Origin of the sequence: Microcoleus sp. AT3-D2 (assembly GCF_036705715.1) — a bacterium.
Classification (GTDB): Bacteria; Cyanobacteriota; Cyanobacteriia; order Cyanobacteriales; family Microcoleaceae; genus Microcoleus.
Map to the genome: position 1 here is coordinate 1 of NZ_JAUBVE010000069.1, position 26,847 is coordinate 26,847.

A 26,847-nucleotide genomic window follows, 5' to 3' on the forward strand; every position below is an offset into this window, starting at 1 on the left:
ATGCTAAAACTTCGTTGTGCTTACCTCAACGACCTCTTGGCTATTTGAGGCTTTTGCAAAACCGGGATGCTCCCTTTAAATTTTAGGTTTTTGGTTGGGTTCTAGGTCGATCGCCCGTTGAGTCGATCGGCATTACCAAGACTTTATCAACTCGGTTCCCGTCCATATCGACTACTTCCACGCGCAAACCGTTCCACTCAAAATGCTCGGCTGCTGTGGGAATTTTGCCCAAATTTGTAATCACAAAACCGCCCATTGTGTGGTAACTTCCTTTGTGTTCTGCTGACAATTCTTCGATTCCAAATATCTCAAAAAAATCTTCGACTGCTAGCATTCCGTCTAACAGCCAAGAACCGTCTTCACGCTGCACGGCTTCCGGCTCGTCAGCATCTTCAATCGAGGGAAAGTCGCCAACGAGTTCGACTAAAATGTCGTTGACTGTAACCAATCCTTGAATGACGCCGTATTCGTCTACTACCAAGGCAATTTGATTGCTAGATTGTTTGAAAAGTTCTAATACTTTTAAACCCCGCGTGCTTTCCGGTACAAATAACGGTCGTCGTAAAGAAGCGCTTAAATCTAGGGGTTGACCAGTTAAAGTCCGAGACAGCATATCAGTAACGTGTACTAAACCGACAACGTTGTCGAGCCCTCCCTGACAAACGGGAAACCGAGAATGACCACTGCCGAGCATTTTTTGGCGGTTTTCTTCGACTGAATCGTCGAGGTCGAGCCAGGTAAGATCGGGACGCGGGGTCATTAAGGCGCTGACTCGCCGATCGCCCAAACGAAACACTCTTTCTACCATGTCTTGTTCGGCTTCTTCAAAGGTTCCGGCTTCTGTCCCTTGCTCGATTAAAACTTTAATTTCTTCCTCTGTAACTTGCGGTTCTGTAGAAGGCACAATCCCCATGATACGCATCACTAAGTCAGTGGAATGACTTAACAGATAAACCGCAGGAGCCCCAATTTTTGAGAGCATTCGCATAGGAATTGCTACGCTTGAAGCGATCGGCTCCGGGTTGTTGAGTGCCAGTCGCTTCGGCACGAGTTCGCCGATAATTAAGGTCAGATAAGTGATGGTTAAAACTGCTACTACTGAGGCGATCGTCTGAGAATAGGGCGCAAGGGCAGGAATCAGCCGCAACAAAGGCTCTACCCTTCTAGAAATCGTCGTTTCTCCGAAAGCGCCCGACAGAATGGCCAGCATCGTAATCCCGATTTGAACTGTCGGCAAGAACTGATTGGGGGCATTAGCCAGATCCAAAGCTACACGGGCATTGATCGAACCTTGGTTGGCCATCTGTTGCAGTCTCACCTTCCGTACAGAGATGATGGCCATCTCTGACATCACAAACAAGCCATTGAGGAAAATTAGCAGGAGAACAATCAGAATATCGGTACTTGAGGACATTTCTAAAATTTTCGGTAGTAACGGCGAAGCGCTCTGCCCGGTTAGTCGATTTTAGATTTTAGATTTTAGATTTTAGATTGACTCCGCAGCCAGTATCTGGGGGATTTCCCTAATGTCTAAAATTTTTCGATCTTCACAACTTGAGTACGTGGCAGGGTATCCGTCTTTGGGTGCAGTCACAGGAGAGGTCTGGAAGCTGCGAATCTCGATCATCGCAAAATCGAAATTTTTTCTAAACCTGTCACTAGATTAACGGAACTGGCTCGATCCCGATCGCAGGATTGACATATTAAAGCAGAAATCTATCTCCAGTTAAGTTCCAAGGCGTCAATCGATTTTAGATTTTAGATTTTAGATTGAAGCCTTGACCCCACGGATGAATCCGGGGGCTTGTATCCTGGATGCTTTCGGTCCACAGCAGAGCGGCACAATCATGGATGTTTGTCGTACAATCTCCTTAACAGGCAAAGGGAAAGAGCCTTCGCCGATCAGGGATTAAAATTAAAAGCGCATGACTTTCTCTTCAATAATTCGTACCCTCGGGCGATCGCCCCTAGCAACAGAACTCCTCAACAAGCTCAAGCGCCATCGCTACGTGCAACTGTCCGGTGTAGCCCGTTTGCCTAAAGGTTTAGTAGCTTCCGCCCTCGCACAGCAAGAAGGGCGGAGTTTACTGGTAGTGACGGCAACTCTAGAAGAAGCCGGCCGTTGGGTGGCAGGGCTGGAGGCTATGGGCTGGCAGACTGTGCATTTTTACCCAACTTCGGAGGCTTCGCCCTACGAGCTATCTTACTCCGACGAGAATGAAATGACGTGGGGGCAAATGCAGGTGCTGGCGGATTTGGTCAAGAAACAAGAAACAAACGCTAATTCTAAGCCGATCGCGATTGTAGCTACCGAAAGAGCTCTCCAGTCTCACTTGCCGCCGCCTGCTGCTTTTGAGCCCTACTGTCTGACGCTGAAGCGAGGTGCGGTTCAAGACTCAAAGATACTGGATCGTCAACTGGTATCGATGGGGTACGATCGGGTGACTCTGGTGGAAATGGAGGGCCAATGGAGTCGCCGGGGCGATATTGTCGATGTCTTTCCCGTAGCGGCGGAGTTGCCAGTACGGCTGGAATGGTTCGGAGATAATTTGGAGCAAATTCGGGAGTTCGATCCGTCTTCCCAGCGATCGCTCGATAAGGTCGATCGATTAGTTTTAACTCCCACTAATTTTAACACAATTATTAAAGCAGTTTTATCAGAAAAAAAGCTTGACGCAATCAACCGCCTAGGCTCTTTAGACCCCGAAAATGAAGGCGAAAATGAAGCAGAAAAATTTGTCCGCAGGCTGTTGGGTTTAGCGTTCGAGCAACCTGCATCTTTGTTGGATTATTTGACTGAAAATACTTTAGTTGTTATTGACGAACCGCAAGGGTGCGAAGCTCACAGCGACCGCTGGTTTGAGAATGCACAGGAACAGTGGAATAATTGCAATAGGGAATCGGAAGTTGCTGAGGCGGGAACAGAAAAGTTGCCAATTGCTAATTTGAAAGTTCCGAAAATTCACCGAACTTTTGCTGAATCTATGGCAGATGTCGCAGCTTTCGAGCGGCTAGAACTTTCAGAATTGGCAGAAGATTCTACTACTAAAAAAATTCACAGCTCTGCAGATGGCGACCAGCTACCGTCTGCGATTAATTTGGCTTCTCGGCCTGTGCCGGTGATGCCTCACCAATTTGCTAAGTTGTCTCAAATGCTCAGAGAAGAGCGCGATCGCGGTTTTACCATTTTTCTGGTTTCTGCTCAACCGAGTCGATCGGTTTCTCTGCTTTCGGAACACGACTGTCCGGCTCAGTTTGTGGTGAATCCGCGCGATTATTTGGCGATCGACAAGTTGCAATTGCAGCACGTTCCGGTTGCTTTGAAGTACAGCGGGCTAGCCGAATTGGAAGGGTTTATTCTGCCGACTTTTCGGATTGTTTTAATTACGGATCGGGAATTTTACGGTCAGCATTCTCTCGCTACTTTTAGCTACGTCCGCAAGCGCCGCCGTGCTGCTTCTAAGCAAGTAGACCCGAATAAATTAAGCCCTGGTGATTATGTGGTTCACCGCCAGCACGGAGTGGGTAAATTTATCAAGTTGGAACGTTTGACGATCGATCGTGAAACTCGCGAATATTTGTTGATTCAATACGCTGACGGTACCCTGAGAGTGGCGGCAGATCAATTGGGCGCTTTGTCGAGGTTTCGGACTGTAGCCGATAAAGTACCGGATCTAAACAAGCTGACAGGTCAAACTTGGGAAAAAACTAAAACAAAGGTTCGCAAAGCTGTTAAAAAATTGGCAGTGGATTTGCTGAATCTTTATGCTAAAAGAGCTAAACAAACAGGTTACGCTTTTCCTCCTGATATGCCTTGGCAACAAGAATTAGAGGATTCTTTTCCTTACCAGCCAACCCCGGATCAGTTGAAGGCAACTCAGGATGTGAAACGTGACATGGAGGGCGATCGACCGATGGATCGCTTGGTGTGTGGCGATGTCGGTTTTGGTAAGACAGAAGTGGCTCTGAGAGCGATTTTTAAGGCGGTTACGGCGGGCAAGCAGGTGGCTTTGCTCGCGCCTACGACGATTTTAACCCAACAGCACTATCACACGCTCTCGGAGCGTTTTTCCCCTTATCCGATCGAAGTTGGTTTGCTCAATCGCTTTCGCACTGAAACCGAGCGCCGGGAGATTCACAAGCGTTTAGCGACTGGGGAATTAGATGTGATTGTCGGTACTCAAGCTGTTTTGAGCAAAGCGATTAAATTTCGGGATTTGGGCTTGTTGGTGGTGGATGAAGAACAGCGGTTTGGAGTTAAGCAAAAGGAAGCAATTAAATCTCTCAAAACAGAGGTAGATGTTCTGACTCTGACAGCAACGCCGATTCCCCGGACTTTGTATATGTCGCTGTCGGGGATTCGCGAGATGAGTTTGATTTCGACTCCGCCTCCTTCCAGGCGCCCGATTCAGACGCATTTGGCTCCCTATAACCCGGAAACGGTGCGATCGGCAATTCGTCAAGAATTGGACAGGGGCGGTCAGGTTTTTTACGTGGTGCCGCGGATTGAGGGGATTGATGAGTTGGCCACTCAGTTGCAGGAGATGGTTCCGTCTGCCAGAATTGCCATCGCCCACGGTCAAATGGATGCTTCGGAACTAGAATCAATCATGCTGACTTTCAGTGCGGCAGATTTCGATATTTTGGTGTGCACGACGATTATTGAGTCGGGTTTGGATATTCCGCGAGTCAATACTATTTTAATTGAAGACGCGCAGAAGTTTGGTTTGGGTCAGCTTTACCAGTTGCGGGGACGGGTGGGACGCGCGGGGATTCAAGCTCATGCTTGGCTGTTTTATCCGAAGCAGAACCAACTTTCTGATGCTGCAAGGCAGCGGCTGCGGGCAATTCAAGAGTTCGCGCAGTTGGGATCAGGCTATCAGTTGGCTGTCCGAGATATGGAAATTCGCGGTTCGGGTGATGTTTTGGGTACTGAACAATCTGGTCAAATGGAGGCGATCGGTTTTGATTTGTATGCTGAAATGTTAGAGGAGGCTATTCGGGAAATTAAGGGTCAGGAAATTCCGAAAGTTGAGGACGCGCAAATCGACCTCACTTTGACGGCATTTATTCCTGCCGATTACATCGCAGATTTAGATCAAAAGATGAGCGCTTACCGGTCTGTGGCTTCTGCTAATACCCCTGAAGAATTACAGCAGATTCAGGCTGATTGGTGCGATCGTTATGGGCCAATTCCTCTGCCAGCCCAGCAACTTATCCGTGTTGTCGAACTCAAACAAATCTCTAAAAAAATCGGTTTTTCTCGGATCAAACCGGAGAATAAGCAGAACATAGTTTTGGAAACTGCGATGGAAGAGCCTGCTTGGAATTTGCTCAAGGCTAATTTGCCGGAACATTTGCGCTCTCGTTTTGTCTACAGCAAGGGGAAGGTTACTATTCGGGGTATGGCGGTTTTGACGGCCCAAAAGCAATTGGATAATTTGATTGATTGGCTGGGTAAAATGCAGGGCGCTTTGCCGGAAGCTAATGTTTGATTTTAATATATAATCCCCAAATCTAGCGTACCGCCGAAACCACAGAATAATACCGATGGAACCATAAAAAATATTACTGCTGTTTTCATGATGGTTTTAGCGACAGAAAGGATTAAAATCGTGAAAAAGTTAGTGAGTATTTTTTTGGCGATCGCGCTAGTGCAAGGAGTCCCAATGGCGGTTCAATCTCAACAAATAATTGACCCGATCGATCGGGTTGTGAGTGCAGGATTGATGAATAAAGATGCTAGTGGTAATTTTAATGCTGAGGGTCTTGTCAGTCGGGCAGATTTGGCGGTGATTTTAGTAAAAACTTTTGGTTTGGAACGGCGGAGAACAGCTCAGAAACCGGATATGGAATTGCCGGATGTCCCGAAGAGTTACTGGGCTTACAGTGCGATTCAAACTGCTTTGAAAACGGGGACGATGAGTGGATATCGCGACGGGATATTTTTCCCAAATCAAAGGGTAACTCGGGCTGAAGCTTTGGCGATTTTTGCTCAAGCTTACGGGGTTTTTCAGTTTCCCGATGCCAGCATTTCCGAGATTTTAGCTAAGTATCCAGATGCAGGGGAAATCCCTAATTGGGCTAGAAAGTCTATAGCTACTGCACTTTATGAAGGGTTTGTTAATGTTGAGTTCGGAACTAATAAGATTAATCCTTTGAAGCCGATGACTCGCTGGGATATCGCTTACGCTTTGAGCAAGTATTTGGAGCGGCAGGCAAGGCCCAGTTCTTTGCCTGTCCCGGACGAGCAGCCTCCTGATCGCGGCGTGGGAAGGTGAATTATTTTGAATTTTGGATTTTAAATTTTGGATTTTGGATTTAAAAATTATAGCCGTAGGGTGCGTCGCCATCAGCCATCTACTGAAAAACCTAAAAAATCTGATAGCGACGCACCCTACTGTCAACTTGAACCTTCGACCTTGAGATTAAGAGTCACCTGCTCTAACCAACTGAGCTATACTCCCGCATCTAGGCTCATAACATAGCTGATTGATTTTGTCAATACTTTTTCAAATTTAGTGCGATCGCCCTGACTCACCCCAAAAGTCTCTCAACGGAAACGCGAATGTCGGGAAATGCCAGCGGTATCACCCTTCCGGCGTCGATCATGAGATATGTCTCAAGCAATCACAACCATTTGAAGGCTGAGAGAAAAATACTTATTCAGAAAAATCGGATGCGGGAGTGTAGGGAAAACTGATACATTGATAGACGTAACTTTAAATAAAAAAGCGGTGGCTGGATATGGTTTTAAGCTTTGGTCATAGATTTCCAACAGCTATCAAGCAGATTAAAAGATGTAACGTTTTGGTGATTGGCAGTACCGGGGCTGGGAAGAGTACACTAATTAGTTCAATGTTGAATTTTCCCATTAGCGACTCTGTTACAAACAGCATTTCAAACCCACCATATCAAAAGCCAGGACTACCAATAGCAATCTATGATACACCGGGACTTGAAAATAATAAAAAACAGCAGGATAGGGTCAAGGAGCAAATTGCTAAGTTCATCAAGCAACAGAAATACAAAGAACCAGAAGACCAAATCCATGCAATTTGGTACTGTGTAAACTCTCAAGTTATAAGAGAAACACTAATCGATCGGCGTTGGATTTCGTCAATTGCGAAAGAACTTCCAGTTATTGCTGTAATTACTCGCACTTCAGGAGTGGAAAAAAGCTGGTTAGAACCTTTTCTCAGGGGCATTTCGGAAATTAAGAAAGTGATCCCAGTCATGGCAGTGCGAGAAAAAACACCTCATTACGACATTAAACCTTACGGTTTAGACTCTTTACTATTTGGCACTGAACATTTACTAGAAGAGATTGCTAAAACAGCAATTTTGAATGCGATGAAATCCAAGGCAGATAAATCTTTTGGTTTGTGTATAGATGGATGCGCTAAGGTACTTACCGCTCGATTGTTGCCAGTTCCAATGATGCAAACACCGCTAGTAGCTACTCTACAATCTTGGATGCTTGCAGATATTTCCAAAACCTTTGGTTACAATTTTGATGGGAAACTTCTTTCAGAATTGTGTGCAGTAATTGGTACAACAGGTATTGAGGTTGAACTGGCTCAAATTCTCAACAACTTGCCAGGAGTTAATTATGACAATATCCAAACTGTTCATGACGTTTTATCTCAATTTGGTGTTATGCTTAACGGAATGACAGATGCACTACCCTTCAAAGATCAACTAATCGATTTGTTACCAGGGTTGGACAACTTCAATCCAGTAAGTGGATTCCCCATTTTCAGATGTATTGCTGCTGTTACTACTGCTCTCTGCACAGGTTTTCTAGCTCTTGCCTATATCGAGGCGATGAAAATATATAAGCAAGCTGAGTATGAAGGAGAACCACTGCCAGACATCAAAGAAACCTTGAAAGATATGGTGCAACAGTGGATGGAAGCTATCAAAATTGGGTTGGGGATAGGCTCAATTCCCGCTTTTGCAAACTAAGCCATCGTCATCACGAGGCAATTACCTCAACAACTAAAGCGATAACAACTAAAGCGATCGCCCTGGAAAGGTTAATAATATAGGCGTTCGCTATTTTTTGTTTTAGAAAGGGGGTAATAAAATTTTTTCTGAGCTGCATTGTAAACCACTCATTAAGGAATAGCTGATTTCACCTAAATTATCCTTCCGCCATATACAAATGGGAGTCCAAATCACTGTTGCGTAGTTATTAAACTGATCTCGAAAGTCTTTGGGTGAGACTCCAATCTCTCTAGCTGCTTTGACGATCATTCTGCCAAGCGAAAAAGCAATTTTGCGACTAGCCTCATCTTCGTCAGACTCCATAAATGCCTCCATATAAGAATCGAAAATGATCGAGAGTTCATTTTTAATGTTGGGGTCAAACAGAAAGAAATCTGCGGTATGCCAATAAGTCTCTTCACCTTGTACTCTTTTATAGCGTTCGAGATTTTCATGAGTTGGTTCAAGAACAAAATTATTCATTGCCTGCAATACACAAACTCTTATTTAACACTTAGAAGTTTAACTTAACTATCTCAGAATTGCCAATCTAAAAATACTTCTGATCGGCCACCTAACCTGGGATTCCCGACGAGGTTTGAACTCGCAATCTTCTGCTTGAGGGGCAGACGGCTTAAACCAATTTGCCTATGGGACTTTAAAACTCGTAACTCCCGGAAACGGAGACGAGGTTGACGGGTTTCGATCCCGCTACCTTCGCTGTGACAGAGCGACGCTCTCCCAATTGAGCTACAGCCTCACAAATTGCTGTTTGGACGGGGTGGCGCTTGACTTCGCGTACTACAACCCAAGGGGGCGATCGCACTTGCAGTCAAGCCTGTCCAAAAGTATGTGACATGACTAATTACCTATTCGGTAAACCCCTGATCAATCAAGATGTTTGGGAGCTAAACTGGTAGTGTCGCGGGTGGTGAATCCGATGCTGAAGTTGTACTACACTCCAATTTCTCTGAACGATCGCCGCCTGTGGGTGGCGCTGGAAAAGCAGATTGCTTTTGAGCCGATCGCCCTTAACCTAGATGGCGACCAATTTGGGCCGGAATTCTCCGCAATCAACCCTTTCCATCGCATTCCTGTATGAATAGATGAAGATTTGACTTTGGTTGAGTCGCTGGCAATTCTGGTTGATCTGGAGGCGAAATACCCCACACCTGCACTGCTACCAACTGAGGCGAAAGCGTTGGGAATTGTGCGGATGGTGGAAATGGTGGCGTTGATTGAACTGTTGCCGGCGATGTTTCCCTTAACAGGTCAAATTCTGGGTGTAGCCGGAGATACAGCGGAAAAATTTGAGGAGTTACTGGCGGATGATTCCCTTCGAGATAGCTCCGCTCGCGCGGACTGATTTTGCAGAGGAACACAATGCAAAATCCCGGAGATTTGGTGACTGTAAAAGCAGCCATCAAACCCCCAGGATTTAAGTTTTTCCTCTTAAACGAGGCTCAAATTATTCCCAGTGAGCTTTAACTCAATCAGCAGTAGCCAATTCCGTACTGGCGCCACCGCGCTTCCGCGTCAGGGTATTGAAAAGCATCTGACCGACAGCTTTAATTAAATTGCCTTCTAACTCCATAAACATCTTCATGTTCATGCCAAAAGCTGCATTAGCTTCGTCAACAATTCGCTCTGCTGTTGCTTCGTCAATCGGCAGTTCATTCATTGCCTGACGGTAGTTAGCCTTGAATTCTTTTTCATCAGGAATATCCTGGAATTCATAGAAAGCAGTGCCTTCTCCCTCGGAAAGATTCATCCCGCGCTGGGCAATTCCCTTCAGGATTTGTCCGCCAGATAAATCGCCAAGGTAGCGAGTGTAAGAGTGAGCTACTAACAGTTCCGGTGCGGTCGCCGAAATCTCGTGAATGCGCTGCACATAAGCTTTAGCTGCGGCTGACGGAGCTACTTGTTCGCGCCAATTGGCACCGTAGTAGTAAAATAAATCTTGCTCTAAGCTTTGTTTGCGATTCAACTCAGAAAAGTATATTTTTGAAACAACCGGATGCTGCTTTTGCCGTTCCATTTCCTCTTCCATTGCCGAGTAGACAAAGTAGAGGTTTCCTACTAACTTCCGGTAAGAAGTTTTTTCTACAACGCCTTTTAAAAAACACTTGACAAAACCGACGTTTTCTGCCATTGTGTGGGACTTTTTGGTTCCCTCACGCAATTTGGTCGCTAAATTGATGCTCATGCTATATTGTCCAACCTTCTATTTTTGTGGTAGTTGATGGATGCGCCAAAAATCTAAAATTTACCTAAGCATTTACCTTAGATCGATTTGATGAGAGATTGTATTAATTTTTATAACAAAACCTAGACTCAGTAGAAGGCATCCGAAGGTAGAAGGCACAAACAGTTTAGTCATTAGTCCTCAGTCATTGGCTGTTAGCGAATGACTACTGACTAATGACTAATGACTACTGACTACTGGCTAATTTAGATGTCCAAGTCGAGGAGGTTGAGTTTGGGGCCGTAGGTTTCGATGAATTCGCGGCGGGGGGCGACACGATCGCCCATTAAGATCGTAAATATGCGATCGGCCTCAGCAGCGTCTTCAATCTCCACCCGTTTCAGCGTCCGAGTTTCTGGGTTCATCGTTGTATCCCACAACTGTGTCGGCATCATTTCACCCAAACCTTTGAACCGCTGAATGGTGTAGTTAGCATTCGCCGGAAATTCATTGCGGATGAGAGCATTCCTTTCGCGTTCGCTGTAACAGTAGTAATGATTGCGTCCGCGTTCCACTTTATAGAGAGGAGGACAAGCAATATAGATGTAACCTTGTTCTACAAGTGCGCGCTGATAGCGGTAGAAGAAAGTCAACAACAGGGTGCGGATGTGGGCACCATCAACGTCAGCGTCAGTCATAATTACGATGTGGTGATACCGCAATTGCCCCGGATCGAATTCTTCGCCTTTGATGCCCAAACCCAGGGCTGTAATTAACGATTGAATTTCGTTATTTTTGTAGATTTTGGCATCGTCTGTTTTCTCAATGTTGAGAATTTTACCGCGCAAAGGCAGGATTGCTTGGAATTGGCGATCGCGCCCTTGTTTGGCACTGTTATGGACAAAAATTCCCGCCCCTAATGCAAAGTTGTGACTGTTGGGCACTTCGATGTCGTAGACATCGTACCGCTCCTCCAAATGTTCGATCTTGACAACCCGGTGGTTGTAATTCCGAACCGCTTGGCGAGCATATAGTGCATCACCATTAAAGTAGCGATCGCAAAAACTCTCATACTTCAACAAACACTTATCTTTTTTCGTGCGGCGGTAGATATTGTAATAATCAACATCAATCCAGCCCATTTTCATCTCAACAGCCTTCAAAGCTTCAAGAGTTTTGCGGTAATAAGTTTCGTTCAAAGCTTCTTTACGTTTCTGGCGAAACTCCGGCGTCCACTGTTCCTTAGTTTTTTCGCGCCGCCAGTCCAACAAATTCTCATCTTGCCACTGCTCTTTCGCAAATTGCGAATTAGTCTGCCGTGCTTCAGGATTGTTAGCAAAATGATTGCGAACCCGTTCCGACTGAGCCAAACGGTTTTCTTCGGAACTCCAATACTCTTGCTGGGCTTGGTTCAGCAGTTCATTATTCTGCTGGCGATAAGTTTCATCAGTATCGTAAAACTCCCGCCACTTGCTCGTCATGTAAGCTTTATACTCTTCATCTTCCCACTGAGCTTTCGCCTGTTCTGAAAGAATTTGTCGCGTTTCGGGCTGCCGCATCCGCTCTTTCATCATCGCCCGAAATTCATCGGTCATGTGAGCTTGACGGCTCTTTTCAATGACATCGGGCCTGTGCAAGGTTTTCTCAAGGTTCGCGCGGTGAAGAGCCAAGTGATCCTCAGCAGGCAATCGCTGAATATTTGTCGGATTGTTGTTGAGTTTGTTAAAGTCAACGTGATGGCGGTGATTGCCGTCAGATGCGAGATAAACGCCGTGTTTCAGGTTGTAGAAATCCGCTAAAAGATGGGTGTAAATCCACTTATCACTGTTGGGATTCCAAACCATTTCGTAACCGTTAAGTCCCTGACCCTGTTTGGTTTTTTCCGACAACTTGCTGTGGAACGGCATTAATGAATCTTCCGGTGTCAGCATGGCGGCTGCTTTGTAAGTGCCATCCCGCAACATGAATGGATGGTCGGGAGTGCAAGTTATTGTCTCCCCATTGTCTAATGTCAGTTTGACAACTTCAGCATTTGCTTTAGTCATCCGAGCATTAGTTATTCGCTCAAACCCGATGTTTCCACTCTCGCGAATGGTGTAGCAAAAGTGTTCTTTGCCTTCTGCTTGTTCGTCAACTATCTGTTTGATAGTTTTTGTCGTACCGTCAGCTAATTTTATTTCTTGAGATGAAAAAAAACAGCCCCCCGCGGAATCGCCCTCGACCAGGTATATCTCAGACAGGGCGGGGTCTCTGGAGCTACAGTCCGCTAATTTTCCAGGCAAAGGAGACGATTCTAAGACTGATTTGCGGCGGACTAAATCGCGGGCACGACGGGCTGCTTCAGCGGCCTTAAATGCCTGAATTGCTTTTTCCAAAATAGCGTCGGCTACTTGGGGGCGAAACTCTAAATATTCTGTCAATACTTCGCCTACCAAGGAATCGACAATTCCCCGGACTTCGGTATTGCCCAGTTTAGTTTTAGTTTGGCCTTCAAATTCCGGGTCTGGGACTTTGACCGAAATCACTGCTGTCAAACCTTCGCGAACGTTTTCGCCGGCGAGGTTGGGCTCGTTTTCTTTGATTTTGTTGCGCTTGCGGGCGATCGAATTCATTGTCCGCGTCAAAACAGCCTTCAAACCTTCTAAGTGCGTGCCACCGTCGATCGTCCGAATGTTGTTAGCAAAACCGAGAACGTTGTCGCTAAAAGCATCAACACACCACTGCAAAGCCACTTCTATCTGCACGTTATTGCGTTCGCCTTGCACGTAGATCACTTCTTCGTGCAGAGGCTGCTTTTCGCGGTTCATGTAGGCGATATATTCCTTGATTCCGCCCTCGTAACAGTATGTTTCGATGCGAGGTTCGCTACTTTTGAGGAGTTCCAAACGGTGGTCGCTAAACGTAATTCTCACGCCCGCATTCAAGTAACCCAATTCTCGCAAGCGCCCGGCGAGTGTAGTGTAATCAAATTCAATGCCAGTGCTAAATATTTGAGTATCTGGCAAGAAAGAAACTGAAGTGCCGGTGCGACTGCCTTTGTTGGGCTTGGCAGTAAGTTCAGTAACTGGATTGCCTCTTTCGTAGCGCTGTAAATGTTCTTTTTGGTCGCGCCAAACTGTCACTTCTACCCACTCGGACAGCGCGTTAACAACAGAAATACCTACACCGTGCAATCCTCCAGAAACCTTGTAGCCACCACCGCCAAATTTACCGCCGGCGTGGAGTACAGTCATTACTGTTTCTATTCCCGATTTGCCAGTCTTGGCAACTATGCCGGTCGGAATGCCCCGTCCGTCGTCTGTCACGGTAACGGAACCGTCAGCGTTGAGGTCAATCTCGATGTGAGTGCAGTGGCCAGCCAGCGCCTCATCAATGGAATTGTCCACAACCTCGTAAACTAGATGGTGGAGTCCTCGCGGACCGGTGGTACCGATGTACATCCCCGGCCGTTTACGGACTGCTTCGAGACCTTCGAGAACTTGAATCTGGTCGGCGCTGTAGCTGCTGGTCATACAAAAATAGCTCCAATAATGAGGCCTAAAGCCCCGAAAGCTTCTAAAATGGGAAAACTCCTAAAATTATAGCACAAAACCGTTAAAGGCGATGCTAGGGCTTTCTGAAGGGAAATTTATCGTGGGGAGGGAGGGGAATAGTTTTGAGATTGCTTGAGGACTGCCCAGCCCGATCGCGGTGAATCAGTGAAGGGAGAGAGGGGAAAGCATTGATAGGAGAGGATTTGAGAGTTTTTATAGGGAAATGTGCGACAGCTTATGCCTAGATTAATGACGATTTGCGGGGCGACGGCGACTGGGAAGTCGGGAGTGGCTTTGGCTTTGGCGGGGCGACTGCAATCCTCGATCCTGAGTGCGGACTCCCGTCAAGTGTACCGCGAATTTGACATCGGAACGGCAAAACCGACGGCGGTCGATCGCACTTGTGTACCGCATCACTTAATAGACATCTGCGGTCCGACAGAAACTCTGACATTAGCAGATTACCAACAGCAAGCTCAAAAATTAATTGCTGATGTCGATTTTCCGCTGTTTCCTCCTCTGTTGCTGGTTGGAGGGACGGGCTTATATATTAAATCGATCGTGCGCGGTTTGAAAATTCCGAGGGTAGCACCGATGCCCGAATTGCGATCGCAACTTGCAGAACTCGGACAATCTCAATGTTACGCGATGTTGCAGCAGGTCGATCGCTCTGCCGCTGAGAAAATTCACCTCAATGACCCAGTAAGAACTTTAAGAGCACTGGAAGTATTTTATGTCACCGGTCGCCCTATATCGGAGCAGCAGGGCGAAAATCCTCCTAATTATCCTATTTTACAAATTGGGTTGGATTGTGATATTGATGTTTTGGTCGATCGTATCAAACAGCGCACAGAACAAATGCTAGAACGCGGTTGGATTGCTGAAGTAGAATATTTGTGTAAAAAATACGGCTGCGACTTGCCACTATTGAACACGCTGGGATACCAGGAAATGAAACAATATTTGGCTGGCGACATTAAGCTTGAAGAAGCCAAAGAATTAACAATTTTGCACACGCGGCAATTTGCCAAGAGACAGCGCACCTGGTTTCGAGCTTATCCTGAAATTGAATGGTTTGATGTTAGCGCACCTGATTTGCTAGAAAGAGTTTGGCAGAGAGTGCAGGAATTTATCAAGTGATTTTTTATATCGAAATTAATTTTTTTACCGCAGATGAACGTTGATGTAAGTTAAATTGACTTGCTAGTTATTCAACTAAATTAAGCCGGATTTTTTCGTTAACTTTGACTCGGTAAAATTTCTCTAATTCTTTGCCGAAACAAACGCACAGCAGCACGCTGTCCGATTGTTCTGCTTTGTTCGATGAAACCGGGAATTTCGGCAACGGGTAAAAAGGGAAAAGCTAAACTGCGATCGCACATTTCATATTTTCCCTCTACAAGGCGATAAACTTGCAGAGATTCCCGCCGATACCTCCAAAGTTCGGGAACACCAAGAGCAGCATATATGGAATCTTTATTAACTGAAGAATTCGTGTAAGCCGATTCTATTGCTAAATCAGGCGGCAAATCCTCTGGGAGGTTGATATCTCTTTTACCTCTGACGCTGGCTTCATTTTGAATGTAGAAACAAGTATCAGGTTCGACAGCACGAGTTAAATCTTCTCGTTCGAGAGTCAGAGAACCAGCTTTCATCACTTCGATTTCTAGCTCGTCTGCTGTAGCTTCAATAAAGCTTTCTATCAGTCCTTTCGGAACTTCATGTTCTAGATGTGGCATCCTGATTTCTAATACTCCTCCATCGTAAGCAATTCTCCAAGCTCTATCGTCCCCAACATCTGCCAGCAATGCTTTAAAAGTTGACCAACTGACACCTTTTAAAGTAACTCGGTTTTCTGGGGTAGTTTGCTGCTCTACGGGAGTTGATGTTGTTGTTACCATTTAACAATTCCTTGGTAGCTTCATCAATTTTTATTATAGAGGGTAATAGGATGTTTTTTCTCGCTCCCAGGCTCTGCCTGGGAATGCCTGAATCCGAGGCTCTGCCTCGCAGAAATAGGGAGGCAGAGCCTCCTGATCTGCGTTCCTAGGCAGAGCCTAGAAACGAGGGGATTGGAGGCTCTACCTCTCAGAAATAGGGAGGCATAGCCTCCTGATTTGCGTTCCTAGGCAGAGCCTAGAAACGAGGGGAAATCAGTCAATTAACTGTACAAACTAGCTACATATTCGCCGTAACCGTTATAGGGCAAAGTCGGGCGAGTTTCCCACGACCAACTGTTACCGGGGCCGACTATGCGTTCGCTGGCCTGCGACCATCTGGGGTGAGGTTTGTCGGGTTCGACATTTGCTTCAAAGGCGTATTCGTTAGGACCGACTGTATTCCAAAAAGTGGCTGGCTGTTTTTCGACAAATTCAATTTTTACGATCGACTTTGCGCCCTTAAAACCGTATTTCCAAGGAATCACTTGCCGCAGCGGCGCACCATTTTGCTTAGGTAATTGTCGGCCGTACAAGCCTGTGGCAAAAAATGCTAAATCGTTGGCCATTTCTTCAATTCGCAGACCTTCGGTATAAGGCCAAGGATAAAATTGCGACATCAAACCGGGGCCGGGAGTAATTTTGGGGTCGTAAAATGAGGTGAAGCGAACGAATTTAGCCTTCGATTGCGGTTCGACATCAGCCATCAGTAATTTCATGGGAAATCCGACCCAAGGAACTACCATCGCCCAGGCTTCTACACAGCGAAATCGATAAACTCGTTCTTCTATAGGAAATTTTTTGTAGAGGTCGTCAATATCATAAGTGCGGGGATTTTTTACTAAACCGCCTACTTCTACTTTCCAGTTTTCTGTTGGCAAAGCTTGAGCGGCTTGCCAAATAGATTTTGTGCCGCCGTATTCGTAAAAATTGTTGTATTTTGTAGCTAAGGCTTCGTCGGTAATCGCTCGATCGACTTTCGCAAAGGCCCGATTCCGGGTCAATCCCGAATATGCTTGGGTTGAGCCTTGATCGAGAGCAGTTTTTGAGCTAGGATTGCTTTGGCAGCCGGTCAGCGGCAGCAGCGAAGCCGTCACGCCGGCGCCAATTAAATTTGTCATGAACCGGCGGCGGTTGAGAAAGGCTGTTTCTGGGGTAATTTGTGGGTTGAGAATTTCCCAAGACTTGGGTACGCGAATTAACGGCATAAGTAATAGTTAAAAGTTAGTAGTTAGTTGGGCGAAAATTGCCTAAGTTTTAATCTGTTCGTCGATTTGAGGTGGGAAATTTGACGTTTTAGATTCACTCCATAGAACAAAGAATCGCGGATATTTGGCAATGCCTCGCGATTGCTTTGGCAATGCTTGCGATCGCACTGAAAGTATTCGCAATGACAGTATAACGTAATTCGGTAACAGCAAATCCCGCCGATCGCTCGAATGAGCTCGGTACGATCGACCTATTAAACCTCGCTCGCAGGAAAGTCAGCAATAATTTACGCGCGATCGACGGCAGCAATTGTGGCGAAAATCTGGGAAACAATTATGATCAAGCAAAGATTCCAATTAATTATTTAATTTGTCCACAGGAAGCGGCACGCACCGCCCCGCTTTCCTCCCCCACCAGCAACCATGTCGGACGGGGGTCTCCAGCGGAAAGACAAATGAGTTACTGCATCAATCCCCATTGCCAGAATCCCCAAAATCTCGATCGCGCGACAGTCTGCAAAAGTTGCGAGTCGAATCTGCTGCTAAAAGGTCGCTACCGAGTCTTTCACACCCTCGGTCAAAGTCTCACTTGCCGCACCTTCTTAGCCGTCGATGAAGACCAACCTTCGCAACCCCGCTGCGTCATTCAACAGTTCTGCCAACCCGCAGCAGCCGCAGACGGTCAAAACCAGCTAAACCGGACATTTCGCGGCTCAGCCTCAGTTCTCGGCGAGTTGGGCAAACATCCCCAAATACCGAAACTGCTGGCATCTTTTGAACTCGAAGGCTGCCAGTATTTAGTGCAAGAATACATCGAAGGCCGCAATTTAGCCGATCGGCTTTCAGAAAAAGGTGTTGTTAAAGAAATTCAAATTTGGTATCTGCTGAGCGAATTGTTGCCAGTCCTGCAATTTGTTCACGAAAATCAACTGATTCACGGAGATATCAAACCGTCCAATATTATTCACCGGAAAACTCCCCAAGCATCCCCAGCTTTGGCAGGGAAAGAGGATTTACATTCCGTGTCCCAAGAAAGTGCCTCTGGGCTAGTTTTAGTCGATTTCGGCGCGGCAATTCCGGCAAACAGCGGGCCACTCAAAACAGAAACGGTGATAGGTTCTGCCGAATACGCGGCCCCGGAACAAATTAAAGGTCAAGCAATTAAGAGCAGCGACATCTACAGTTTGGGCGTCACTTGCATTCACTTGTTAACGGGAATGTCGCCCTTTGATTTGTTTGACATCAAAGCCGAGAGTTGGGCTTGGAGGCATTATTTGAAAGTACCAGTTTCGGCGCGACTCGGCCGCATCCTGGATAAAATGGTGCAGCGAGAACCATCAAAACGCTATCGATCAACCGAGGCAATTCTCACAGACATGAAATACGGCCCGGCACCGGTAGACGTGATTCTCAGCAAACCCAAGTGGACTTTGGCCATGTGGGGAGCAAGTGCGGTTGCCCTGCTGTCCGTAGTGCTGGGCTCTCGCTTGCCATCTCCAGCACCGCAGGCTTTCACTTCTTCTGAGCCTGTTTCTAGCATTCCCGAAATTCGGTTCAATCCGCCCCCGATGCAGGATTTCAAAGCTGAGTCATCGCAGTCCCGGCCTGCAGTACGGACTCTGGCGGATCAACACAAAAACCCGGTTTGGGCGGTAGCAGTAGCTCCCCACGGCCGCGTGATAGTCAGCGCTAATAACGACGGCACAATTCACCTGCTGCACAAGCGTCATGGCAAGCTGCTCAAGGTTTTAGCAGGACATTTGGGGCCGGTGTGGTCGGTGGCCGTCAGTCCCGACGGCAGGACGATCGCCAGCGGTGGCGTGGACGGTACGATTAAATTGTGGAATTTCTATTCTGGCAAGTTAATTCAGACTTTGGACGGACACACAGACGGCGTGTTCTCGGTGGTTTTCAGTCCCGATAGCCAGACTGTTGCCAGTGTCGGTAAGGACAAAACTTTGAAGCTGTGGCAAGTCGAAGGCGGGGCCGAGTTGGAAACTCTCAACGGGGTTTTTGACGAGGTGCAGTCGGTGGCTTTCAGTGCCGATGGAGAAACTTTGGCGATCGGCAGCAGCGACGGTAAGATCAGCCTGTGGAACTGGCAGACTGGGGAATTCAAAGAAACTCTTTGGGGTCATTCCGAGGCGGTTTGGTCTCTCGCCATCAGTCCGGACGGGCAAACTCTCGCCAGTGGCAGTTGGGACAAGACAGTGAAGTTGTGGGATATCAGCGCAAATAATCAGTCCCAGCAGCCCAACGGTTCTCTGCTGCGGACTTTAATCGGCCATTCCGACAAGGTTAAGTCCTTGGCTTTCAGTCCCGACGGAGACAAGCTGGCCAGCGCCGATTTGAGCGGCACTATCAAGCTGTGGCGGATGAGTCCCGGCGAGCGGTGGCAGATGAGTCCCGCCGACACGGTGGGCACGCTGAAGGGTCATTCTACCTGGGTGGATTTGGCTTTTAATCCTCAAGACAAAACTCTGATAAGTGGCAGTTTTGACGACACGATTAAGGTGTGGCGACTGTCTCCTTAATTTTTTCGATCGCCCGTTCAATTAATTTTTGAACAGCTAGGGCGATCGAACATTCAGTTAATTGATATATCAACACTTCGGACAGTTTCAAGGCTGACGCATGGGGTGTTAGAAACCCGCTTTCTATGAGTTTTGCTAACAGGAACGAGAAATATAGTCAGCAACCGCGTTTCAGATCGTCAAGAGTGCGTCCAGAACTTTGCTGACTTTTATCTCGCTTTAATCGGAGTTCCCTAAAACCTCTATGCTACGGTTGGTAATCAAAAACTGTCCGAACTGTTGGTACAAAAACAAATTTAAAATTGAAAATAGTCAGAATATCCCTAGAAATCGCGGTTGCTAACTAACAGTTGTGGTAAAGTAGTTTTGGCTGTTAAACTAAAATCTATGACCGCAAATTCCGAGTTAGCAGAGCAGTATTTGTCAGCGGGCGAGAGCCTCCAGAAATCAGGAAAACTTGAGGAGGCGATCGCTCAATATCAAAAATTACTAGCCATTCCAGCAGATAATGCGATCGCACTCAACAAGATCGCAGAAATTTATTATACGCAACAGAAATATGTAGAGGCGATCGCCTCCTGTTACCAAGCACTTCGCCAGCAACCCAATTTCGCCGCCGCCTACAAAACTATAGGCAATATCCTGCAAGCCCAAGGCAAAATAGACGCGGCGATTCGTGCATACTCCAAGGCGATCGAATTCGACCCTAATTTTGTCGAAGCATATGTTAATTTGGGCAGTATGTTTTACAAACAAGGGCAGCTCGATGACGCCATAACTTACTATCAAAAATCTCTAGTTCTTCAACCAGATTTAGCCGTCGCTTATTGGAATTTAGGCAAAAGTTTGGAAGAGCAAGGTCGAATCAATGAAGGTTTATTTTATCAAAAAAAAGCTCTAAATTTACAGCCGGAGTTAGAAGGTAGAAGCAATTTAGTAAAAAATCCCACTTACTGAAGAGAAATGCTATAGTCGGAATGATTCAATCATTAACGATGCAAGCTGGATCGAAATGGAAATTAACCAGAATCCGCTCGAATTCCTAACGGCTAAAGTACAAAAAGCTGTTGCCGATACCCAAAACTTAGCCAACGAAATCGCTGCTAAAGTTGAGGAAAGTACAACTGTATTAACGGCGTGGGGACAATCAGCGCCAAGTTCAATTGTTAGTGCCGGGGCGATCGCTACTCAAGAAGCTTTTAAAATAGCACATAACATCCGTTTTGAAAACCTGCCAAGAAATCTGCAATCCAAATTTGCTAGGGCTGGGATGCGTGACGGAATGCGAGATGTGCAAGAAGCAGCAAAAGTATTTGAATCCATACCCGCCCAAATTCGTGCCCAAGGCCCAGAAGCAATTCGCAACTTCTGTCAAGATAAAGATTGGAGTCACATCCAAGCCCACGTCAATGGAGGCGGAAGCGAAGCTGCTAACGGGATTTTTGAATATTTTTGGGTAAATCGTGCTCGCGGTGGTAAAGACATGACTGCTGCAGAATTAGCAGTCGCTAAGCAAGTTTTAGCGGATGCAGCGTTTAAAGCAGCAGTTGCGGAAATCGTTGGGGCTGCAATGAAAGGGGCGATCGCCGCAGCAGTAATTGAGTTAATATTTTCTATCTTAGAAAACTCGCTATTGTGCGTGGAAGGCAAAATTACCCAGTCAGAGTTAGTCGAACAAGTTGCCACCGCCACCGCCAAAGCTGGCATTGCTGGGGGTGTTGTTACTGGCATTCTGTTAACGCTGTGCATGATATTTCCCCCAATTGCCGCGCTTTTAGGTGCCGCTGCGATGCCCTTGGCGGTTGCAGGTATTGGTTTTATGGGAATTCGTGCCTGGGAAATCTTTTGTCACGGCGATCGACTATTTGGTATTACTGAACAAACACAAAAATTTCTGGGGATGACTGAACTGTTGACTGTTGACTGTTGACTGTTGACTGTTATGATACCCGAATCAAACCGTTTATGAAGCGCGGATTTAAGACTCTATTCATGATAGTTATTTATGTCCGCGCTTTTGGGTGGCGGTTGCTTGTAGCAACATTTTCAAATGATTGGGAAACATAAAATAGTATGGATTCAGTAGAAAAAAATCAAGATCAGCAGCATCCGCAATACAAGCGCGATCGAGCCAGTGTCAATACTTTATTAGCAGGAGAAGCAACCGACTACAATTTATCGGAATTAGCAAGATTAATAATTCGCTACCGAGGCTTTCCCGGTGCTAGAGATATTCAATTAGACTTAAAAAAAGTTCTGCAAAAATGGAATCATACCGAAGAAACTCTTTACGAACAAACCCGTAAAATTCACGCTACAGGTGAGGTTTACAGGAAACAAAAAAGCGACCAAGAAGATTGGGTTTAATCTCAAATCTCGCTTAAATACCTGCTCTATCTCTTACATGAAAAAGGCTATATTATGAAAGCTTAGAAGTGAACTAGCGATCGAAATTAATGAGTAATTTTAGGCCTCGGAGCAGGTGCACCTCGCAGCATTCCTTCTGTACTGAGGTCTTCATCAATTTCTTCCCAGTGAATGCCATAGCCTCCTCCACATACTTCCCATTTTTCCCTTTGATCAGGCGTTGCATGAAACAATCTTGGATACCAAATTAAAGGCACGGTAATGATTCGTCCATCCATCAAATCAACACTAATGGTTTCTTCTGTAAAATGAATGTGCTTAACTCTCTCGTCCGCTCGAATCGCCAAAATACCCATACCAAGCCTCCAATAGCGTTTGTTTATTTTCTTGTACTACCGACTCTATTTTACGAAGTTCTTTAGCACTAAAACCAAGGTTGTTTCCTAAACTGACTGGCTCCAACCAAAATTTAACCGATGATTTGTCTCTGTCAATATGAACATGAGGTGGTTCATTTGGTTCATGGCTGTAAAAGTAAAGTCGGTAAGGGCCTATTCGTAAAATAGTTGGCATAATTGCAGGTTATACAATATTTCAATGCGAATAAGCTGATACGCATTTAAATTGGGATTTTTGAACCCTAGACTCCTTGCACCCTGGCTTTCAGGCAAAAAATTTAAATGCTGAACAGCTTATCTGTATTTGGTTTTCTTTTATTCTTCTTCCATAATACGGGCGGTGTAAAATCAACTGGTTCCTAGGAAGAGCCTGGGAACCAGCAACAGTCAACAGTCAACAGTCAACAGTCAACAGTTAACTATCTTCAAACCATCTCTGGCGAAACTTGCATTGCCGGCTGCGGCTGGAACTGGAATAGCGAATAAACCACATTGCGGCGGATATCCGTCATCATGTCCAAAAACAGCTCGTAACCTTCAGTTTTGTACTCGATCAGCGGGTCTTTCTGCCCGTAACCGCGCAGCCCTACAGACTCGCGCAAAGCATCCATTTGCTGCAAGTGTTCCCGCCACAAAGTATCAATTTGCTGCAAAATAAAGAACCGTTCCGCATCTCGCATCAATTCAGCTCGGATTGCATTAACTTCCGCTTCTTTCATGTCGTAAGCGTTGCGGACTTGTTCGTGTAAGAAAGTTTTAATTTCCTCAACGGACAAATCTTCTAGCTGATCCGGTGTCATGTCAGCCAGCAAATAAACAAATTCCTTCACCTTGCTCACAAGTTTGTCGAGTTCCCATTCTTCCGAGGGTAAATCGGGATTGATGTATGCTCCCACGATGTCGTCCATCGTCTGTTCGGCATACTTAATTACCTGTTCTTTGGAGTCCAAACCTTCCAATACTCGGCGACGTTCTGCATAGATTGCTCGACGCTGATTGTTCATCACTTCGTCGTATTCAAATACCTGCTTGCGGATATCGTAATAGTAGGTTTCGACTTTTTTCTGAGCGCCTTCGAGGGAACGAGTTAGCATTCCAGATTCGATCGGCATATCATCCTCAATATTAAAAGCCTTCATCAAACCTGCCACCCGTTCGCCGCCGAAAATCCTGAGCAAATTGTCTTCCAAACTCAAGAAAAACCGCGTTGAACCAGGGTCTCCTTGCCGTCCCGCCCGGCCGCGCAACTGATTGTCGATCCGGCGCGATTCGTGGCGTTCCGTACCGATGACGTGCAAGCCTCCCAACTGCACGACTTCATCGTGTTCGGTGCTGGTAAAAGCATCGTACTCCTTGCGAGTTAAATTGTAAGCTTCCCGCAATTTTTGAATTACCGGGTCTTTTGTCGGCGCTTTTTCCGAAGCTATAGCCACGATATCATCGGCTTGCAATTCCGAGAGCGATCGCTCGCCGTACTCCTTCACCGCCAATTCCACCGCCGCCTTGAGCATTTGCTCGGCATTTTTCGATAGCTGCGTCGGGAAAATCTGCGCCGAAGCTTTCCAAGACTTTACCTTTTTCTTAGTCGGATCAAAACCTTGAGGTGCGGGGCGGGCATTAATACCAGGCACTTGCACCAACGAAAACCCCTCGTCATCTTCGGGTTGCACGATCCGGGGCATAAAATACTCCCGCAACTTCAGGCGCGCCATGTACTCAGAATTACCGCCCAAAATAATATCAGTACCGCGTCCCGCCATGTTTGTCGCGATCGTCACAGCGCCTTTGCGTCCGGCTTGAGCGATAATTTCTGATTCCCGCTCCACATTTTCCGGTTTAGCATTAAGCAAATTGTGAGGAATTTTCCTCTCCAGCAGCAGCCGCGACAGCAACTCCGACTTTTCTACGCTTGTCGTGCCCACCAGCACCGGCCGACCCACCTCGTGCATTTCCGCGCATTCTTGGGCGATCGCATTCCACTTCCCAGCCTCCGCCTTGTAAACCATATCCGAAAGGTCTGTGCGGCTGGTAATCCGGTTAGTGGGAATCAGCGTCACTTCCAGTTTGTAAATCTTCTCAAACTCCGTCTCTTCAGTCTTCGCCGTCCCAGTCATCCCCGACAGCTTCGGATAAAGCAAAAAGAAATTCTGATAAGTAATTGTCGCCAGCGTCTGAGTTTCCGGCTGAATTTCCGCCCGTTCCTTGGCTTCGATCGCCTGGTGCAAACCGTCACTCCAGCGCCGTCCCGGCATCACGCGGCCGGTAAACTCATCAACAATCACGACTTCGCGATCGGGATTGACGATGTAGTTAATATCCTTAATAAACAATTCCTTGGCCTTAATCGCATTAAAAATGTAATGCGCCCAAGGGTCAGCCGGGTCGTACAAATCCGTAACACCCAACAACCGCTCAGCTTCACCAAAGCCTTCATCGGTCAATAGCACATTCCGAGCCTTTTCGTCAACCTCGTAATGTTCTTCATTTTCCTTTCTCAGAGCAGCAGCTACCTCAGCCGCCCGTATATACTTCTCACTGGGGCGTTCCACCTGGCCGGAAATAATCAGAGGCGTCCGCGCCTCATCAATCAGCACCGAGTCAACTTCGTCAATCACGCAAAAATTAAAAGGACGCTGCACTACATCTTCCATGACAGTAGCCATGTTGTCCCGCAAATAGTCAAAGCCGACTTCGCTGTTAGTCGCGTAGGTAATATCGCAGTTATAATTTTTCTTTCGTTCCACCTGATCCATGCCCTGCTGAATCAGTCCCACAGTCAATCCCAGGAAGCGGTGCACCTGTCCCATCCATTCCGCGTCCCGTCTTGCGAGATAATCGTTGACGGTGATGATGTGTACGCCTTTACCGTTGAGGGCGTTGAGGTAAGCTGGCAGCGTCGCCACAAGAGTTTTGCCCTCACCGGTTTTCATTTCGGCAATTTGGCCTTTGTGCAGAATAATGCCGCCGAGGAGTTGGACATCAAAGTGGCGCATTCCTAAAACCCGTTGTCCCGCTTCCCGCACCACTGCAAAAGCCTCCGGCAAGATTTCGTCTAGGATCTCTTTCTCCTCGTTGAGAGATTTAGCTTTTGCCAGACGTTCTTGAAACTCCGCCGTTTTGCCTCTGAGGCCGTCGTCTGAGAGTGCGCGGATGTCTTCTTCCAAAATATTGATATCAGCTACCCAAGGCTGAAATTTTCTTAGTTTGCGCGCGTTGGGATCGCCTAGCAGATTTTTAAACATGGCAGGAGAGGCAGATTTTTAATAATTTAGCTATTAGCTTTCAGGGTTACGGGCTGTAGTGTTAGCCACAACATATACCCTCCCCGATTGTAGCAACCATTGGCTCTCCTGGGCCGTCGCTGGGGTCGAGCGACCGATTTTGGATTTTCGATTTTGGATTTTCGATTGAAGTTGGTGAAGGTGGGTCGCGATCGCAACCCAGGTATATGTGCTTACTGACAATTGCAGGGCGTAACAGGCAATCTCTCGGTTCAACCAGAGATTAATGTTTTTGTTGCTAATTTCAGCAACAGGCTTCCGGGCCTGTTCCACAAGAGATTAATGTTTTTGTCGGGTGTGCCGGAAAGCCCGCCCGATCGCCCTTATTGAAAATGCTGTCACATCTCAGGTCAGATCAACCCTAGTTTTAAACAGGCCGCGGCACTTCGTAAGTCAAAAAGTCATAAGCCATTTTCGTATTCGGAAAAATTGCCTGCGCTTCCTTGAGCAAATCATCCAGGACGATCGCATTCCCTGGAGCGTAACGCGGGCTAAAATGCGTCATAATTAGCTGTTTAGCCCCAGCAATCAAAGCAACTTGAGCTGCCATTGTTGAAGTTGAATGCAGGCGATCAAATGCCATTTGAGCATCTTGATGAGCAAAAGTAGCTTCATGAACCAACAAATCAGCATCCTTCGCCAATTCTACGGCCCCTTCACAAAAAACCGTGTCAGTACAATAAACAAACTTGCGCCCGATTTGATCCGGGCCACAAAAATCAGTACCTTTAAACTGTCGCCCATCCTCTAACTTTACCGTCTTTCCTTGTTTTAATTGACCGTAAACAGGCCCGGAAGGAATACCCACCGCCTTAGCTTTTTCTACATCAAAATGTCCCGGACGGTCTTTCTCAGTTACTCGATAACCAAAAGCAGTAACTCGGTGCTTCAAAAGACCGCAGCTAACAATATATTCATCATCTTCATAGATGACTCCCTCGTGACTTTTGTGCACCTTCACCGGGTAAGAAAAATGAGTTTGAGAATAGCGAACGCCAGCTTGCAAATATTCTTCAAGTCCCGGAGGCCCGTAAAGATCGATGCGCTTGACATTCCCCGCCAAACCGCAGCTAGCCAGCAAACCCATTAAGCCGAAAATATGGTCGCCGTGCAGGTGAGTGATGAAAATGCGGCTTAGTTGGCTGACTTTTAGGTCGCTGCGGAGAAACTGGTGCTGAGTTCCTTCGCCGCAGTCAAACAGCCAGAGTTCCGCTCGCTGGGGCAAGCGGAGGGCGATGCTGGAAACGTTGCGCGATCGCGTGGGGACGCCGGAGCTAGTTCCGAGAAATGTAATCTGCAAGAGTCAAATCACCTCAATTAAGTCTTTAAAAATATGTTACATATATCCAGAGTGCGGCAAATCCGACATACAGGAAATAGTCGCAGCCAGGAACCTGGATAAATCGCTGTTCCTG

General features: G+C 46.6%; 20 protein-coding genes and 2 tRNA genes. 10 read left to right on the forward strand and 12 right to left on the reverse strand.

Annotation, left to right across the window (positions count from 1 at the left end; genetic code table 11):
- Positions 1 to 82: 82 nt before the first annotated feature.
- Positions 83 to 1,414: a hemolysin family protein gene (locus tag QUB44_RS23565; RefSeq protein WP_333371249.1), complete on the reverse strand. Its 1,332-nt coding sequence runs from the start codon at positions 1,412 to 1,414 to the stop codon at positions 83 to 85.
- Between the two features lie 511 nt (positions 1,415 to 1,925).
- Here QUB44_RS23565 and mfd point away from each other — a divergent pair.
- The 3 genes from mfd to QUB44_RS23580 all read left to right on the forward strand — a co-directional run bounded on the left by mfd (position 1,926) and on the right by QUB44_RS23580 (position 7,968).
- On the forward strand, positions 1,926 to 5,495 hold the full coding sequence (gene mfd, locus QUB44_RS23570) for a transcription-repair coupling factor (protein ID WP_333371250.1): 3,570 nt from the start codon (positions 1,926 to 1,928) through the stop codon (positions 5,493 to 5,495).
- A gap of 132 nt (positions 5,496 to 5,627) precedes the next feature.
- Positions 5,628 to 6,281, forward strand: coding sequence for an S-layer homology domain-containing protein (locus QUB44_RS23575; RefSeq protein ID WP_333371253.1), 654 nt, complete (start codon positions 5,628 to 5,630; stop codon positions 6,279 to 6,281).
- A 466-nt stretch (positions 6,282 to 6,747) separates the two neighbouring features.
- Complete coding sequence (locus QUB44_RS23580; RefSeq protein ID WP_333371255.1) at positions 6,748 to 7,968, forward strand: GTPase domain-containing protein; 1,221 nt, start codon at positions 6,748 to 6,750, stop codon at positions 7,966 to 7,968.
- Between the two features lie 102 nt (positions 7,969 to 8,070).
- Here the strand turns inward: QUB44_RS23580 and QUB44_RS23585 are convergent, their stop codons facing one another.
- From QUB44_RS23585 to QUB44_RS23595, 3 genes are all read right to left on the reverse strand, one after another.
- Positions 8,071 to 8,472, reverse strand: coding sequence for a hypothetical protein (locus QUB44_RS23585; RefSeq protein ID WP_333252521.1), 402 nt, complete (start codon positions 8,470 to 8,472; stop codon positions 8,071 to 8,073).
- 97 nt (positions 8,473 to 8,569) lie between these two features.
- Positions 8,570 to 8,647 (reverse strand) — tRNA-Glu (locus QUB44_RS23590).
- A 29-nt stretch (positions 8,648 to 8,676) separates the two neighbouring features.
- Positions 8,677 to 8,749, reverse strand: a tRNA-Asp gene (locus QUB44_RS23595).
- 141 nt (positions 8,750 to 8,890) lie between these two features.
- Here QUB44_RS23595 and QUB44_RS23600 point away from each other — a divergent pair.
- Both QUB44_RS23600 and QUB44_RS23605 read left to right on the forward strand, forming a co-directional pair.
- Positions 8,891 to 9,091 (forward strand): glutathione S-transferase family protein, encoded by a 201-nt coding sequence (locus QUB44_RS23600; RefSeq protein ID WP_333145486.1) that lies wholly within the window; start codon positions 8,891 to 8,893, stop codon positions 9,089 to 9,091.
- A 12-nt stretch (positions 9,092 to 9,103) separates the two neighbouring features.
- Complete coding sequence (locus tag QUB44_RS23605) at positions 9,104 to 9,355, forward strand: hypothetical protein (RefSeq protein ID WP_333252520.1); 252 nt, start codon at positions 9,104 to 9,106, stop codon at positions 9,353 to 9,355.
- A 123-nt stretch (positions 9,356 to 9,478) separates the two neighbouring features.
- On the opposite strand, the gene QUB44_RS23610 is transcribed toward QUB44_RS23605, so the two are convergent.
- Both QUB44_RS23610 and gyrB read right to left on the reverse strand, forming a co-directional pair.
- Positions 9,479 to 10,195: a heme oxygenase (biliverdin-producing) gene (locus QUB44_RS23610; protein WP_333371257.1), complete on the reverse strand. Its 717-nt coding sequence runs from the start codon at positions 10,193 to 10,195 to the stop codon at positions 9,479 to 9,481.
- A gap of 245 nt (positions 10,196 to 10,440) precedes the next feature.
- The gene (gene gyrB, locus QUB44_RS23615; RefSeq protein WP_333371259.1) at positions 10,441 to 13,686 is read right to left on the reverse strand and encodes a DNA topoisomerase (ATP-hydrolyzing) subunit B; all 3,246 of its coding nucleotides are present in this window, start codon (positions 13,684 to 13,686) and stop codon (positions 10,441 to 10,443) included.
- 258 nt (positions 13,687 to 13,944) lie between these two features.
- Between gyrB and miaA the strand changes: the two genes are divergently transcribed.
- Positions 13,945 to 14,847 carry a tRNA (adenosine(37)-N6)-dimethylallyltransferase MiaA gene (gene miaA, locus QUB44_RS23620; protein WP_333371261.1) on the forward strand — a complete coding sequence of 301 codons (903 nt, stop codon included), beginning with the start codon at positions 13,945 to 13,947 and terminating at the stop codon, positions 14,845 to 14,847.
- A gap of 98 nt (positions 14,848 to 14,945) precedes the next feature.
- Here miaA and QUB44_RS23625 read toward each other — a convergent pair whose 3' ends face one another.
- Positions 14,946 to 15,608, reverse strand: a complete 663-nt coding sequence (locus QUB44_RS23625; RefSeq protein ID WP_333371263.1) for a Uma2 family endonuclease — start codon at positions 15,606 to 15,608, stop codon at positions 14,946 to 14,948.
- A gap of 260 nt (positions 15,609 to 15,868) precedes the next feature.
- Positions 15,869 to 16,852 carry a protein-methionine-sulfoxide reductase catalytic subunit MsrP gene (msrP, locus tag QUB44_RS23630; protein WP_333371265.1) on the reverse strand — a complete coding sequence of 328 codons (984 nt, stop codon included), beginning with the start codon at positions 16,850 to 16,852 and terminating at the stop codon, positions 15,869 to 15,871.
- 455 nt (positions 16,853 to 17,307) lie between these two features.
- Here msrP and QUB44_RS23635 point away from each other — a divergent pair, with 455 nt between their 5' ends.
- From QUB44_RS23635 to QUB44_RS23650, 4 genes are all read left to right on the forward strand, one after another.
- Positions 17,308 to 19,386 (forward strand): serine/threonine-protein kinase, encoded by a 2,079-nt coding sequence (locus QUB44_RS23635; RefSeq protein ID WP_333371267.1) that lies wholly within the window; start codon positions 17,308 to 17,310, stop codon positions 19,384 to 19,386.
- Positions 19,387 to 19,773: 387 nt separating this feature from the next.
- Positions 19,774 to 20,343, forward strand: coding sequence for a tetratricopeptide repeat protein (locus QUB44_RS23640; RefSeq protein ID WP_333371269.1), 570 nt, complete (start codon positions 19,774 to 19,776; stop codon positions 20,341 to 20,343).
- A gap of 55 nt (positions 20,344 to 20,398) precedes the next feature.
- The gene (locus QUB44_RS23645; RefSeq protein ID WP_333371271.1) at positions 20,399 to 21,316 is read left to right on the forward strand and encodes a hypothetical protein; all 918 of its coding nucleotides are present in this window, start codon (positions 20,399 to 20,401) and stop codon (positions 21,314 to 21,316) included.
- A 143-nt stretch (positions 21,317 to 21,459) separates the two neighbouring features.
- Entirely contained in the window at positions 21,460 to 21,753 is a 294-nt protein-coding gene (locus QUB44_RS23650) for a DUF3288 family protein (RefSeq protein ID WP_333371273.1), read from the forward strand.
- Positions 21,754 to 21,839: 86 nt separating this feature from the next.
- Here the strand turns inward: QUB44_RS23650 and QUB44_RS23655 are convergent, their stop codons facing one another.
- The 4 genes from QUB44_RS23655 to QUB44_RS23670 all read right to left on the reverse strand — a co-directional run bounded on the left by QUB44_RS23655 (position 21,840) and on the right by QUB44_RS23670 (position 26,732).
- Positions 21,840 to 22,109, reverse strand: a complete 270-nt coding sequence (locus QUB44_RS23655; protein WP_333108088.1) for a DUF2442 domain-containing protein — start codon at positions 22,107 to 22,109, stop codon at positions 21,840 to 21,842.
- A complete protein-coding gene (locus QUB44_RS23660; RefSeq protein WP_333164549.1) occupies positions 22,072 to 22,326 on the reverse strand; it encodes a DUF4160 domain-containing protein in 255 nt (84 codons plus the stop codon). The genes QUB44_RS23655 and QUB44_RS23660 overlap by 38 nt, the downstream gene beginning before the upstream one ends.
- Positions 22,327 to 22,576: 250 nt before the next feature.
- Positions 22,577 to 25,393: a preprotein translocase subunit SecA gene (gene secA, locus QUB44_RS23665; protein ID WP_333371275.1), complete on the reverse strand. Its 2,817-nt coding sequence runs from the start codon at positions 25,391 to 25,393 to the stop codon at positions 22,577 to 22,579.
- A gap of 406 nt (positions 25,394 to 25,799) precedes the next feature.
- Entirely contained in the window at positions 25,800 to 26,732 is a 933-nt protein-coding gene (locus tag QUB44_RS23670; RefSeq protein ID WP_333371278.1) for a ribonuclease Z, read from the reverse strand.
- Between the last annotated feature and the right edge of the window lie 115 nt (positions 26,733 to 26,847).

Bases quoted from the DNA above. Each gene is read 5' to 3' on its own strand.
- QUB44_RS23565 (WP_333371249.1), bottom strand. From the start codon at position 1,414: ATGTCCTCAAGTACCGATATTCTGATTGTTCTCCTGCTAATTTTCCTC.
- mfd (WP_333371250.1), top strand. From the start codon at position 1,926: ATGACTTTCTCTTCAATAATTCGTACCCTCGGGCGATCGCCCCTAGCA.
- QUB44_RS23580 (WP_333371255.1), top strand. From the start codon at position 6,748: ATGGTTTTAAGCTTTGGTCATAGATTTCCAACAGCTATCAAGCAGATT.
- QUB44_RS23585 (WP_333252521.1), bottom strand. From the start codon at position 8,472: ATGAATAATTTTGTTCTTGAACCAACTCATGAAAATCTCGAACGCTAT.
- QUB44_RS23610 (WP_333371257.1), bottom strand. From the start codon at position 10,195: ATGAGCATCAATTTAGCGACCAAATTGCGTGAGGGAACCAAAAAGTCC.
- gyrB (WP_333371259.1), bottom strand. From the start codon at position 13,686: ATGACCAGCAGCTACAGCGCCGACCAGATTCAAGTTCTCGAAGGTCTC.
- miaA (WP_333371261.1), top strand. From the start codon at position 13,945: ATGCCTAGATTAATGACGATTTGCGGGGCGACGGCGACTGGGAAGTCG.
- QUB44_RS23625 (WP_333371263.1), bottom strand. From the start codon at position 15,608: ATGGTAACAACAACATCAACTCCCGTAGAGCAGCAAACTACCCCAGAA.
- msrP (WP_333371265.1), bottom strand. From the start codon at position 16,852: ATGCCGTTAATTCGCGTACCCAAGTCTTGGGAAATTCTCAACCCACAA.
- QUB44_RS23635 (WP_333371267.1), top strand. From the start codon at position 17,308: ATGAGTTACTGCATCAATCCCCATTGCCAGAATCCCCAAAATCTCGAT.
- QUB44_RS23640 (WP_333371269.1), top strand. From the start codon at position 19,774: ATGACCGCAAATTCCGAGTTAGCAGAGCAGTATTTGTCAGCGGGCGAG.
- QUB44_RS23645 (WP_333371271.1), top strand. From the start codon at position 20,399: ATGGAAATTAACCAGAATCCGCTCGAATTCCTAACGGCTAAAGTACAA.
- QUB44_RS23650 (WP_333371273.1), top strand. From the start codon at position 21,460: ATGGATTCAGTAGAAAAAAATCAAGATCAGCAGCATCCGCAATACAAG.
- QUB44_RS23655 (WP_333108088.1), bottom strand. From the start codon at position 22,109: ATGGGTATTTTGGCGATTCGAGCGGACGAGAGAGTTAAGCACATTCAT.
- QUB44_RS23660 (WP_333164549.1), bottom strand. From the start codon at position 22,326: ATGCCAACTATTTTACGAATAGGCCCTTACCGACTTTACTTTTACAGC.
- secA (WP_333371275.1), bottom strand. From the start codon at position 25,393: ATGTTTAAAAATCTGCTAGGCGATCCCAACGCGCGCAAACTAAGAAAA.